The sequence below is a fragment of the Bordetella bronchialis genome (assembly GCF_001676705.1).
Classification (GTDB): domain Bacteria; phylum Pseudomonadota; class Gammaproteobacteria; order Burkholderiales; family Burkholderiaceae_B; genus Bordetella_C; species Bordetella_C bronchialis.
The window spans coordinates 379399-392053 of the sequence record NZ_CP016170.1 but is presented as its reverse complement, the minus strand read 5'-3'; the positions used below and the strand labels follow the sequence as shown (position 1 = coordinate 392053).

The following is a 12655-nucleotide window of genomic DNA, read 5'->3' as shown; positions in this document are numbered from 1 at the left end:
CCCGATGCCAGTTTCCGTATTCGACATGCAATCGCTTCAGCACCTATGGAGCACCGACGAACTGCGGGCGATTTTCTCCGAGGAAAATCGCGTGCAGAAATGGCTGGACTTCGAGGCGGCGCTGGCCGCCTCGCAGGCCGAGCTGGGCATCATCCCCGCTGCCGCGGCCGAGGAAATCGCGGCCAAGGCCAAGGTATCGAATATCGACATCGGCAAGATGTCGGCGGAGGTCCGCCGCATCAAGCATTCGCTGGTGCCCGCGCTCAAGCAGCTGCAAGCCTGCTGCAGCGCGGAGAACGGCGAATGGGTCCATTACGGCGCCACCACGCAGGACGTGGTCGACACCGGCGTGGCGCTGCAGCTGAAGGAGGCGCATGCCGTCATCCTGCGCGACACGCAGGCCGTCGGCCGCGAGCTGGCCCGCCTGGCGCAGGCGCACCGCGACACCCCAATGGTCGGCCGCACGCATGGCGTGCAGGCGCTGCCCATCACCTTCGGCCACAAATGCGCCGTCTGGCTGGACGAGATGGGCCGCCACTACCAGCGCCTGAAAGAGTGCGAGCCTCGCGTGCTGGTGGGCATGATCGTGGGCGCGGTGGGCAGCCAGGCGTCCCTGGGCGAGCAGGCCGCCGAGGTCGAAGCGCGCACGCTGCGTCGCCTGGGGCTGGCAACACCTTCCATCAGCTGGGCCTCCGCGCGCGACCGCTTCACCGAGTACGGCGCGCTGCTGGCGATGATAGGCGCGACGCTCTCGAAGATCGGCAACGAGCTGTTCAATATGCAGCGCAACGAGATCGCCGAAGTGGAAGAGGCGTTCTCCGATGGCAAGCTGGGGTCATCGACCATGCCGCACAAGCGCAACCCGACCTCGGCGGAGAACCTGGCCGCCCTGTCGCGCCCCCTGCGCTACAACGCCGCGCTGATGATGGAAGGCATGGTGCAGGAAGGCGAGCGCGACGGCATCGCCTGGAAGATGGAATGGAAAGCCCTGCCCGAATGCTGCGTGATCGCGGGCGCGATGCTGTTCCAGGCCAGGAACCTGTTGGCCGGCCTGCGCGTCGACGAAGGCGGCATGGCCAGGAACCTGGACCTGATGCGCGGATACCTGCTTTCCGAACGCGTCATGCTGGAACTGAGCGGCCGCGTTGGCAAGCAGACCGCGCACGAGTGGATCTACGAGGCCTCCATGCATGGCATCACGCACAAGCTCGACTTCGCCGAGGCGATGCGCCAGCACAAGGAACTGGCGGGCCTGCTGGGCGAGGATGAAATCCGCCGGCTGACCGATCCTGCCGGCTATCTGGGGCAATGCGGCCCCTCGGTGGACCGCCTGCTGGCCCGCCAGAAAGAAGCGGGCTGGCTGCAGGCCTGACCGCCGACAGGATCGATGTTACGCATGCGGGGCGCGCGCGGCCGCCGTTGACCGGAGCGCGCACGCCTACGCCACCCCGCACAAAAAAAAGAGGAGACAAGACCATGGAGCACGATCATCGAACGACATCGCCGGGCCGACGGCGCCTGCTGCTGACCGGCGCGCTGGGCGCGGCGGGCATGCTGGCCGGCGGTATCCCGGTGTCCCGCGCCTATGCATCGGCGGCCGCGTTTCCCGAGCGCCCCATCACATTGGTGGTGGGCTTTCCGCCGGGCGGCGGCGGCGACCTGTATGGCCGGCTCATCGCCACGGCGCTGGGCCGTACCCTCAAGCAGACCGTGGTCGTGGAAAACAAGACCGGTGCCGGCGGCAACATCGCCGCGGCGCTCGTGGCCAAAGCGCCGCCGGACGGCTACACGATGCTGCTGGCCATGAGCGGCAACCTGGCGGTGTCGCCCGCGCTGAAACCGGCCACCCTGCCCTACAAGGTGCCGCAGGACTTCACGTCCATCGGCCTGATCCTGGAAGCGCCGCACGGGCTGTTCGTGGCGCCCAACTCGCGCTTCAAGACCGCGGCGGAGCTCATTGCCGCCGCCCGGACCAAGGAGATGAGCTTTGCTTCCACCGGCGCCGGCGGCGCCGCGCATATCGGCATGGAGCGCATCAAGGAGCTGGGCAAGCTCAAGCTGCTGCACATTCCCTACCGCGGCTCGGGGCCGGCCATCACCGACCTGCTGGGCGGGCAGGTCGACATGTTCTTCGCCACCGCATCGCCGCTGATGCCGCAAGTGCGGCAAGGGGCGTTGCGCCTGTTGGCGGTGTCGGGGGAGAACCGCAATCCCGGCCTGCCCGACGTGCCCACCTTCAAGGAGCTGGGCATAGACATGACCCTGACCCAGTGGTACGGCCTGGTGGCGCCGGCCGGTACGCCGCAGGAGATCCAGCGCCTGCTGTCCGGCCACCTGAGCCAGGCGCTGAAGGACCCGCAGGTCCGCGAAGTCATACGCCGCGATGCAGCGGTCGAACACGATCTGCCCATGGACCGCTTTACGGCCTACATCGAGCGCGACATCGCGCAATACCGTACGGTCGCCACCCCCGAATTGCTGAAACAGATCGGCGCATAGCGCCGCGCAAGGAGTATTGCATGCTGAACGACTGGACCCAGACCCTGGCGAACAATCGCCAGGCCGCCGGCACGCTCGCCAGGAACCACCCGCAGCTGCTGACGGCATTCCGCGGCCTGAACGAGGCCCAGGGAGCGACCGGCACCCTGGACGCCAAGACCCGCGAGCTGATCGCGCTGGCCGTCGCCGTGACCACCCGCTGCGATGGCTGCATCGCCGCGCACGCCGCCGCCGCGCGCCAGGCCGGCGTGACGGAGACCGAGCTCAGCGAAGCCCTGGCCACCGCCATCGCCCTGAACGCCGGCGCCGCGTACGTGTACTCGCTGCGCGCCATGGACGCCCTTATCGAACCCAAAGGCTGAGACCATGCCCTTCGATACCTTGATCTCCGCGCAGGCGCTGGCCGGCCTGATGGCGGGACAGCATCCGCCCCTGGTCGTCGATTGCGGCTTCGACCTGATGGACACGCAGGCGGGCCTGCTGGCCTACCGGCGCGCGCATCTGCCCGGCGCGCACTACCTGCATCTGGAAGAAGACCTGAGCGGCGCCGTCACCGGACGCAACGGGCGCCATCCCTTGCCCGATCGGGAAGCCTTTGCCGCCCGCATGGCGGCGCTGGGCGCGGACGACGATACCCAGATCGTGGCCTATGACAACGCGGGCGGGGTGTATGCCGCCCGCTTGTGGTGGCTGATGCGCTGGATCGGCCATCGTGCCGTTGCCGTCCTGGATGGCGGCGCCGCCGCATGGACGGCCGCGGGGTACGCCATGACCGGCGAACCGGCCGCCGTGGCGCGCCCGGGTCGCCTGACGGCGCGCGAGCCGCTCGCGCGCACGGTGTCGCACCAGGACGTGCGCGACAACCTGGCCACGCGGAAGCGGCTGGTGGTCGACGCGCGCGCGCCTGACCGCTTCCGCGGCGAGAACGAAACCATCGATCCCGTGGGCGGACACATCCCCGGTGCGCGCAACCGGCTTTTCCGCGAGAATCTCGATTCCCTGGGGCAATTCCGGTCGCCGGAGGCGCTGCGCGCGGGCTTCCAGGCCCTGCTGGCGGGCTACCCGCCGGAACAGCTCATCAGCCAGTGCGGATCCGGCGTCACCGCCTGCCATAATCTGCTGGCGCTGGAAATCGCCGGCCTGCCAGGCGCGGCCCTGTATCCCGGCTCGTGGAGCGAGTGGTGCGTCCAAGCGGGCGCACCGGTAGCCACGGGCGCGGCCGATTGAGTGCCCGCCCGCGGCCGCGCCCGGCCACGGCGGCGTCGCCGGATCCGGGCGTATGAGCGCCCGCTGGCGACGCCATCGCGATCCGTTCCGCCGATCCACCTGTTTCATCCTTGAACGCGCATGAAAACTGAATCCCCGGTTCCCGCATCCACCGCCGCCATGCGGCCGCACAGCGCGCATTGGGGCGTATTCCGGGCGGCCTGGCGCGACGGATCCTTGAGTGTCCAGCCGCACCCCGGCGACCCGGATCCCAATCCCCTCATACAGAACTTCACCAACGCCCTGGACCATCCGGTACGCGTCACCACGCCGATGGTGCGGCGCGGATGGCTGGAACGCGGGCCCGGTCCTGACGATCGCCGCGGACACGATGGCTACGTGCCCATGTCCTGGGACGAGGTCCTGGATCGCCTGGCCGCCGAGCTGTCGCGGGTGCGCGACCTGCATGGCCCGCAGGCGGTGTTCGGCGGATCCTATGGCTGGTCCAGCGCGGGGCGTTTCCATCATGCGCAAAGCCAGGTGCATCGCTTCCTGAACACGGCGCTGGGCGGTTATGTGCGGTCGGTCAACAGCTACAGCGCGGGGGCCTCGGCGGTGATCCTGCCGCATATCCTGGGCAGCATGGACGACGTCGCCCGGCGCAACGTCACGTGGGAACAGATCGTCGAGCATTCCGACGTGGTGCTGTCCTTCGGCGGCATGGCGCTGAAGAACTCCCGCGTGGCCAGCGGCGGCATCAGCCGCCATATCGAGCGCGAGTCCATGGCGCGCGCGGCGGCGCGCGGCTGCCGCTTCGTGTCGATCAGCCCGCTGCGCAGCGATATGCCGGCGGAGTCGCGCGCCGAATGGCTGGCGATCGTGCCGGGCACGGACACCGCCTTGATGCTGGGCCTGGCGCACGTGCTCGCGACGGAAGGCCTGCACGACCAGGCCTTTCTGCGCGACTACTGCGACGGCTGGGACGCGTTCGAAGCCTACCTGCTGGGCCGCGCCGACGGCGTGCCCAAGACGGCGGCCTGGGCCGCCGCGCGATGCGGCCTGCCGGCGTCGTCCATCCACGCCCTGGCGCGGTCGCTGGCCGGCAAGCGCGTGCTGGTGACGGTGGCGCACGCCCTGCAGCGCGCCGAACACGGCGAACAGCCGGTATGGATGGGCGCGGTACTGGCCGCCATGCTGGGCCAGATCGGCCTGCCCGGCGGCGGCTACGCCTATGCCCTGGGCACGCTGGCGCACTACGGCAAGCGCATGAACGCCGTACCGGTCGCGGCACTGCCGCAGGGCACCAACGGCATCCGCGATTTCATTCCGGTCGCCCGCATCGCCGACATGCTGCTGCATCCCGGCACGGCCTTCGACTACAACGGCAAGCGGCATGTCTATCCGCACATCCGGCTGGCCTACTGGGCCGGCGGCAACCCTTTCCATCACCACCAGGACCTGGGGCGCCTGGCGCGGGCCTTCCGCACGCTGGACACCTTCGTCGTCCACGAGATCGGCTGGACCGCCACGGCGCGCCACGCCGATATCGTCCTGCCCTGCACGATGACGCTGGAGCGCGAGGACATCGGCGCGGCGCCGACCGACCCCTTGATGGTGGCCATGCATCGCATCGCCCCGCCGCACGGACAGGCGCGCGACGACTACGACATCTTCGCCGACCTGTCCGAACGCCTGGGCACGCGCCAGGCCTACACGGAAGGCCGCACCAGCGCGCAGTGGCTGCGGCACCTGTATGAGCGCACGCGGGCCGCGCTGGCCGAGCGCGGCCTGGACGCGCCGGATTTCGACACCTTCTGGGCGCGGGGCGAACTGCTGCTGCCGCAGCAGGCCGACGACGGCGGCATCCTGCGCGCCTTTCGCGACGATCCGGCGGGCAAGCCGCTGCCCACGCCCAGTGGGCGGATACAGATTTCCTCTCCGGTCGTGGCCGGCTTCGGCTACGCGGATTGCCCGGGCCACCCGGCCTGGTTGCCCCCGCGGGATGCGCCCACGGAAGATCACCCGCTTTATCTGGTCGCGAACCAGCCGGCCACGCGTCTGCACAGCCAGCTGGATTTTGGCGCGCACAGCGTGGCCAGCAAGCTGGCGGGGCGCGAAGTGTGCACCATGCACCCGAACGACGCCACCGAGCGTGGCATTGCGGATGGCGACATCGTGGAGCTGTACAACGCGCGCGGCCGATGCCTGGCCGGTGTGGCGCTGAGCGACGGCATCCGTCCGGGCGTGGTGCAGTTGCCGACGGGGGCGTGGTTCGATCCCGCGCCGGATAGCGATCCGGCGGACCCGCCGTTCTGCGTGCACGGCAATCCCAACGTGCTGACGCGGGACGTCGGGACGTCGTCGCTGGCGCAGGGTTGTACCGGGCAACTCACCGCCGTGCAGGTGCGGCGCTACCAGGGCAAGGTCCCCCCGGTGCGGGCGTTCGATCCGCCGGTATGAGCCTCACGCGCGCCGTGTCGCGATCGACTGTTGTCTTGCTGGCCGGTGGCGACGAATCGACCCAGGACCCAGACATCGAGCGCGCTTACCAGCTCGTCGCCGGGCTGCAACGCCCACATGACCGGGGATGCGCTCGCGCTCCCGTGCGAAAGCCTCTCCCCAAAGCTTGGGACAAGGGAGCAGACTCCCACGATTTGCCGTGTGCCAAGGACCGGTGCTAATATCGGAACCGATCAGTTCATATATGACGGCGTGGGCGAGGGAAACCATGGCAAACCAGGCGGGACTAGGACGGCCTCGCGAATTCGACCTGGACGAGGCCGCGCGCGATGCGATGGATGTTTTCTGGGACCGCGGCTATGAAGGCGCGTCCCTGCCCGACCTGATCGAGGGAACGGGCCTGTCGCGGGGCAGCCTGTACAAGGCATTCGGCGACAAGAAAGGCCTGTTGCTGGCGGCGCTGGACCAGTACATGGCCGCGGGCCTGAAGGCGACCGCGGACCTCCTGTCGCAGCCGGGCAGCGCCAAGGCGGCAATTCGCGCGTCGCTGATGCGCTACGCGGCGCTTTCCGCCGGCGATGCGGGGCGGCGCGGCTGTCTCGTCGTGGCCATGGCAGCCGAAATGGCCGCCCATGACGCCGAGATCGCGGAACGTACCGGCCGCATGTTCCGGCGCCTGCAGCAGCTGTACGCCGGCGCCATCGTGCGCGGCCAGGCAAGCGGCGAGATTCCCGAAGGGGACGAGCAGGCCATGGCGCGCGTCCTCGTCTGCCAGATACAAGGGATGCGCGTGCTGGGAAAAACCGGTGTCCCGGAAGCGGACATGATCGCCGTAGTGGATAACACGATGCGCATTCTGGACTGAGCGCTATTTTTTTGGCTTATTAGGAACTGATTGGTTCCTTATTTAGGACTCCTATGCCCCTGCACAAGACGCCCCCGCACCATCCGGCCCCGCCCGATCCACGCCGCTGGGCCATGTTCACCGTTCTGCTGGTCGGGTCGTTCTTGCCGCCGCTGGATTTCTTCATCGTCAACGTGACGCTTCCCTCGATCAAGCAAGAATTGGGCGCCTCGTCCTCCGCCGAACAGCTGGTCATTTCTTCCTATGCCGCGCTGTATGCGGTAAGCCTGATTACCGGCGGCAGGCTGGGCGACCTATACGGCCGTGGCCGCGTGTTCTTCCTGGGGCTTATGGGATTCACCACCGCATCCCTGCTGTGCGGCCTGGCCTGGTCTCCCTGGTCGCTCATCGCCGGACGCGCCTTGCAGGGGCTGACAGCGGCGGTCATGGCGCCGCAGGCGCTGGCGTCCGTCCAGGCCATCTTCCCGGAATCGGAGAAACCCCTGGCGCTCAGCCTGTATGGCGCGGTGTTCGGCCTGGCCGCCGTGATCGGGCAGGCCCTGGGCGGCATACTGATTTCGCTGGACGTGTTGGGCCTGGGGTGGCGCGCGGTATTCCTTATCAATCTGCCCGTGGCCATCCTGGTGATGCTGTTCGGCATCCCTCTATTGAAAGGAAGGAGCGAGCCGCGCACTGGCAAGCTGGACCCTGGCGGCGTGGGATTGTCGATGCTTACCCTGGCCTTGCTGGTCGTGCCGCTGATAGAAGGCCGCGAGGCCGGCTGGCCCTGGTGGTCCTGGTTGTCGCTCGCCGCCGTGCCCATGCTGGCATGGGCGTTCTGGCGCCATGAAGGCAAGCTTGCCCGCGCCGGCGGCGCTCCGCTGCTCGACCCCGCGGCCCTGCGCGCACCGGGGCTGGGCCGCGCGCTTTTGATCGCCTTGTTGTTCTATGCGATCGCTTCCTTTTTCCTGCTGCTCTCGGTCTATCTGCAGAACGCTCTGCGCGTCAGCGCCCTGGACGCGGGCCTGGTCTTCCTGCCGTTCGGTATCGGCTACCTGCTCGGCCCGCTCGCCATGCCATTGTGCCGGCGCCTTGTGGGGGGCTGGGTCGCGCCGGTCGGCATGGGATTGGAGACCATCGGTTTCCTGGCCCTGGCGTGGCTGGTCGCCGCAGCGCCCACCGGTGACGAACCGGCGTCCGTCCCGCTTGCCGTCATGCTTTTCGCCATTGGTTTCGGCCAAGGGCTGGCGCTGCCGATGCTGATGCGGATGATAACGGGCCGCGTCGTGCCGGCCTTCTCCGGCATGATCGCCGGCATTGCGAGTTCGACCTTGCAGGTCGGCACCGCCCTCAGCGTGGCCCTGATCGGCGGCGTTTTCTACAGCCAGCTCGGCGCGCACGACGATGCGGCGACGATCACGCACGCCTTCATCGTCGCCATCCTTTGCATCGCTTTCTGCCTGGCCACCGGCGCGTGCCTGGGTGTGACCTTGGTCCGGCAAACGGAAGCACCGCCTTCCGCGCAGCCTGCATGGCGCCACGCCAGGAGTGACACCGGAATGACTGCAAGTAAATCGCAAGCCGTCGTGTACGTTTACTACCAGGGCACGCCGCAAACCCGCTTCGATCGGGATTATTACGTCAAGCGCCACCTGCCCCTGGTCATGCAGGCTTGGGAGAAGCATGGCCTGCAGAGCGTGGCCGCGTTCTTTCCCGCCCTGGAACACAACACGCTGGCCATTTGCGAATGCGTCTTCCGCGACGAAGCGGCGATCGAGGCCGCGTTTACTTCCGCGGAAGCGCCGACGGTGATGGCGGATGTTCCGCGCTATACCGGGGCCACGCCGATGCGAGTACGTGCCGTCGATCTGTAAAGGTGGAAGCGGGGTCGCCGAGCCGCAGCATTCGCCGCCCGGGCGGTGTGGCACGCGACCTGTATCCAGCGCGAGGGCTACATGCGGCGCATATCGATGCAGCGGCCACGCCACGCCCAATAGAAAAGAGCCAGATCAGCGAATCACTGATCTGGCTCCGGAATTTGACCACTTGAGTGGTCGGGGCGAGAGGATTCGAACCTCCGACTCCTGCGTCCCGAACGCAGTACTCTACCAGGCTGAGCTACGCCCCGTTTTCGCTGCCGTCCCGCCTTGCATCCGCGCCGTGGGTAGATCCCGTGGCACATCGCTGCGGCGTTACGATCATCGATCGCGGTTTACCGCGAAAGCGCAGAATTCTAGCAGGGATTGCTGATAAACGGAAATCGGGACACCCGCCAGCGCCTGCCGGGCCAGTTCGGCTTCCGCGCGGGCGGCCTGCATGGCATGGCCCAGCGCGTCGGTGTCGTGGATGGCAGCGGCCACGGCCTCGAAATCGGCGTCGCCGGTCTGGATGGCATTGCGCACCAGTTCCTGCTGCGCGGGCGTGCCGACTTCCATGACGCGGATCAGCGGCAAGGTAGGCTTGCCTTCGCGCAGGTCATCGCCGACGTTCTTGCCCAGCGCCGCGGCGTCGCCATCGTAATCGAGCACGTCGTCCACCAGCTGGAAGGCCGTGCCGATATGGCGGCCATAGGCCGCGGCGGCCTGTTCCTGTTCGGGCGTGGCGCCCGCCAGGACGGCCCCCACCTGGGCGGCGGCCTCGAACAGCTTGGCGGTCTTGTAGCGCACCACCTGCAGATAGCGCTCTTGCGACACGTCGGGATCGTGCACGTTCAACAACTGCAGCACTTCGCCTTCCGCGATGACGGTGGTGGCCTGCGACAGGATGGCCATGACGCGCATCGAGTCCACGTCGACCATCATCTCGAAGGAGCGGGAATACAGATAGTCGCCGACCAGCACGCTGGCGGCGTTGCCGAACACCGCGTTGGCGGTCTGGCGGCCGCGCCGCAGGTCGGACTCGTCCACGACATCGTCATGAAGCAGGGTGGCGGTGTGGATGAATTCCACCACCGCCGCCAGCGTATGGTGGGCCGAGCCCTCATACCCCAGGGCGCGCGCCATCATGAGCAGCAGCGCCGGACGCATGCGCTTGCCGCCGGCGCCGACGATGTAATCGCCGATGGTGCGGATGAGCACGACGTCGGAATTCAGCCGGGCACGGATGACGGCGTCGACCGCCTTCATATCGTCGGCAACAGGGGCAATAAGCTCGGGGAGATTCAAGACGTGTCCGGGTGCTAGAAAGACGAGCGGAAAGGCTCATGTCGCGGGCCCGCGCCCGCCATGCAAGCCGGCCGGGGGTCGTGCGAATTATACGGTGTCACCTTGGCGGGACCGTGCCACGACGCGCCCGGGCGTCCGCGCGGCAGGCGCCCTGCGCGGCCATGGAAGCAAACGGCGGGCCGCCCGCCGGCCGGCACCCTGGGCGCAACGCGTAACTCCTTGGTCCGGCTGTACTTTTTGACATCGCCGTCTGGCCAGGATAGAATCCCAAGTTCAGCGTTTTGTCCGCTGGGGAAACCCGGCGCGCTGCGGGGGGGCTCATTGGCCCATTGGCCCATGGCCCCGCTTCGGTAAGAGTCGAAGGGATCGAAAGATCCACAGAAGACCCTCGGAAGACCCAGGGATCAAAGACCCGCCGCCCGCCGAAAGTCGAGCATAAAGACTTTCGACAGACCGGCAAGCGCAAGCAGACGCTGAAGATAAACCCCTTATAGGAATTTACCCATGTACGCGGTCATAAAAACCGGCGGCAAGCAGTATCGTGTCGCAGCCGGCGAAAAACTCAAGGTAGAACAGATACCTGCTGACATTGGGCAAGAAATCACCCTGGACCAGGTTCTGTCCGTGGGCGAAGGCGACCAGCTGAAAGTTGGCACGCCCATCGTCTCCGGCGCCGTGGTCAAGGCGACCGTTCTTGCGCATGGCAGGCACGACAAGGTCAAGATCTTCAAGATGCGCCGTCGCAAGCACTATCAGAAGCATCAGGGCCACCGTCAGAACTACACCGAAATCCGCATCGAGGCCATTACGGCCTGACGCGCATCCGGTATCCATAGCAGGAGCTAAAACATGGCACAGAAAAAGGGCGGCGGCTCTACGCGGAACGGTCGCGATTCGGAATCGAAGCGACTGGGCGTCAAGGCCTACGGCGGTCAACTGATCCCGGCCGGTTCCATCATCGTGCGTCAGCGCGGTACCCGCGTCCACGCCGGTGTGAACGTCGGCATGGGCAAGGACCACACGCTGTACGCGCTGGTCGACGGCAAGGTGCAGTTCGCCACCAAGGGCGCGCTGAACAAGAAGACGGTATCGATCGTCGCCGCTGAATAAGCGCGCGATTGCCGATCCGTACCGCGAAAAGCCCTGTCGCTTGCGGCAGGGCTTTTTGTTTTACTCTTTCAATCGAAACCATCCGCAAGGAGCCCGCGCCCCGGCGCGCGCATCGCCATCATGAAATTCGTCGACGAAGCCACCATTGAAGTCATTGCCGGCAAGGGCGGCAACGGCGTGGCGAGCTTTCGCCGCGAAAAATTCATTCCCAAGGGCGGGCCGGACGGCGGCGACGGCGGGCGCGGCGGCAGCATCATCGCCATTGCGGACCGCAATATCAACACGCTGATCGATTTCCGCTACGCCCGCCTGCACCGCGCGCGCAACGGCGAAAACGGCCGCGGCTCGGATCAATACGGCGCCGCGGCGCCCGATATCGTGCTGCGCGTTCCCGTGGGCACCATCGTGCATGACGCGGATACCGGCGAACAGCTGTTCGACCTGAGCCGCCATGGCCAGGAAGTCGTGCTGGCCGCGGGCGGACAAGGCGGACTGGGCAACCTGCACTTCAAGTCCAGTACCAACCGGGCCCCGCGCCAGTGGACGCCGGGCAAGGAAGGCGAGCAGCGCCGCCTGCGCCTGGAATTGAAGGTGCTGGCCGATGTCGGCCTGCTGGGCCTGCCGAACGCCGGCAAATCCACGCTCATCAGCAAGATCTCGAACGCCCGGCCCAAGATCGCCGATTATCCGTTCACGACCCTGCATCCCAATCTGGGTGTGGTGCGCACGTCGGCATCGCGCAGCTTCGTGGTCGCCGACATCCCGGGCCTGATCGAAGGCGCCTCCGAGGGCGCCGGGCTGGGCCATCTGTTCCTGCGCCACCTGGCGCGTACCCGTGTGCTGCTGCACCTGGTGGATGTCTCGTCGCCGGACCCGGAAGCCGATCCCATTCCGCAGGCGGTGGCCAATGCCCGCGCCATCGTCGAGGAACTGCGCCGCTATGACGCCGCGCTGGCCGCCAAGCCGCGCTGGCTGGTCCTGAACAAGCTGGACATGATCCCCGCCGAAGATGCGGAAGACCTGAAGGCCCGTTTCTGCCGGGAATTCGAATGGACCGGTCCGGTCCATACCGTTTCCGCCCTGACGGGCGAGGGCACGCAGGAACTGATCTGGGCGCTCCAGGATTACCTGGACGCGGAGAACCGCAAGGACCAGATCGCCCAGGACCAGGCGGAAGGCACCTACGTCGCCGAGGACCCGCGCTTCGACGACACGCGGTCCAACGCGGAACCGCGCGAGGCCGGCGCACGGGGTGACGATCCCCGCGGCATTGACCCCCGCGGAATCGATCCGCGTGGCGGTGACGAATAAGCCATAATCGCATTCTGCGGCCGCGCGCATTGCGTGCGGCGCGCCCGACGCCTTCACCCGT

11 protein-coding genes, 1 tRNA gene and 1 pseudogene are annotated in these 12655 nt (G+C 67.3%); 11 read left to right on the top strand and 2 right to left on the bottom strand.

Annotated elements, in window-relative coordinates; all coding sequences use genetic code 11:
* Nucleotides 1–4 precede the first annotated feature (4 nt).
* From purB to BAU06_RS27250, 8 genes and pseudogenes are all read left to right on the top strand, one after another.
* Nucleotides 5–1372 carry an adenylosuccinate lyase gene (gene purB, locus BAU06_RS01750; RefSeq protein WP_066343644.1) on the top strand — a complete coding sequence of 456 codons (1368 nt, stop codon included), beginning with the start codon at nucleotides 5–7 and terminating at the stop codon, nucleotides 1370–1372.
* 104 nt (nucleotides 1373–1476) lie between these two features.
* A complete protein-coding gene (locus BAU06_RS01745) occupies nucleotides 1477–2499 on the top strand; it encodes a Bug family tripartite tricarboxylate transporter substrate binding protein (RefSeq protein ID WP_066343642.1) in 1023 nt (340 codons plus the stop codon).
* A 20-nt stretch (nucleotides 2500–2519) separates the two neighbouring features.
* A complete protein-coding gene (locus BAU06_RS01740; RefSeq protein WP_066343639.1) occupies nucleotides 2520–2861 on the top strand; it encodes a carboxymuconolactone decarboxylase family protein in 342 nt (113 codons plus the stop codon).
* Between the two features lie 4 nt (nucleotides 2862–2865).
* Nucleotides 2866–3726: a sulfurtransferase gene (locus BAU06_RS01735; RefSeq protein WP_066343636.1), complete on the top strand. Its 861-nt coding sequence runs from the start codon at nucleotides 2866–2868 to the stop codon at nucleotides 3724–3726.
* Between the two features lie 120 nt (nucleotides 3727–3846).
* Nucleotides 3847–6165 carry a molybdopterin guanine dinucleotide-containing S/N-oxide reductase gene (locus BAU06_RS01730; protein WP_066343633.1) on the top strand — a complete coding sequence of 773 codons (2319 nt, stop codon included), beginning with the start codon at nucleotides 3847–3849 and terminating at the stop codon, nucleotides 6163–6165.
* Between the two features lie 268 nt (nucleotides 6166–6433).
* Complete coding sequence (locus BAU06_RS01725) at nucleotides 6434–7030, top strand: TetR/AcrR family transcriptional regulator (RefSeq protein WP_066343628.1); 597 nt, start codon at nucleotides 6434–6436, stop codon at nucleotides 7028–7030.
* Between the two features lie 53 nt (nucleotides 7031–7083).
* Nucleotides 7084–8547, top strand: a pseudogene (locus tag BAU06_RS01720) (MFS transporter); the annotation flags it as partial.
* Between the two features lie 21 nt (nucleotides 8548–8568).
* The gene (locus BAU06_RS27250; RefSeq protein ID WP_335617501.1) at nucleotides 8569–8883 is read left to right on the top strand and encodes an EthD family reductase; all 315 of its coding nucleotides are present in this window, start codon (nucleotides 8569–8571) and stop codon (nucleotides 8881–8883) included.
* A gap of 177 nt (nucleotides 8884–9060) precedes the next feature.
* On the opposite strand, the gene BAU06_RS01715 is transcribed toward BAU06_RS27250, so the two are convergent.
* Together BAU06_RS01715 and ispB are read right to left on the bottom strand one after the other, a co-directional pair.
* Nucleotides 9061–9137 (bottom strand) — tRNA-Pro (locus BAU06_RS01715).
* A gap of 70 nt (nucleotides 9138–9207) precedes the next feature.
* Nucleotides 9208–10173 carry an octaprenyl diphosphate synthase gene (gene ispB, locus BAU06_RS01710; protein ID WP_066343624.1) on the bottom strand — a complete coding sequence of 322 codons (966 nt, stop codon included), beginning with the start codon at nucleotides 10171–10173 and terminating at the stop codon, nucleotides 9208–9210.
* Nucleotides 10174–10677: 504 nt separating this feature from the next.
* Between ispB and rplU the strand changes: the two genes are divergently transcribed.
* The 3 genes from rplU to obgE all read left to right on the top strand — a co-directional run bounded on the left by rplU (nucleotide 10678) and on the right by obgE (nucleotide 12594).
* A complete protein-coding gene (gene rplU / locus BAU06_RS01705; protein ID WP_066343621.1) occupies nucleotides 10678–10989 on the top strand; it encodes a 50S ribosomal protein L21 in 312 nt (103 codons plus the stop codon).
* Between the two features lie 33 nt (nucleotides 10990–11022).
* Nucleotides 11023–11283, top strand: coding sequence for a 50S ribosomal protein L27 (gene rpmA / locus BAU06_RS01700; protein ID WP_066343613.1), 261 nt, complete (start codon nucleotides 11023–11025; stop codon nucleotides 11281–11283).
* A 120-nt stretch (nucleotides 11284–11403) separates the two neighbouring features.
* Entirely contained in the window at nucleotides 11404–12594 is a 1191-nt protein-coding gene (obgE, locus tag BAU06_RS01695; RefSeq protein ID WP_066343611.1) for a GTPase ObgE, read from the top strand.
* Nucleotides 12595–12655: the final 61 nt, after the last annotated feature.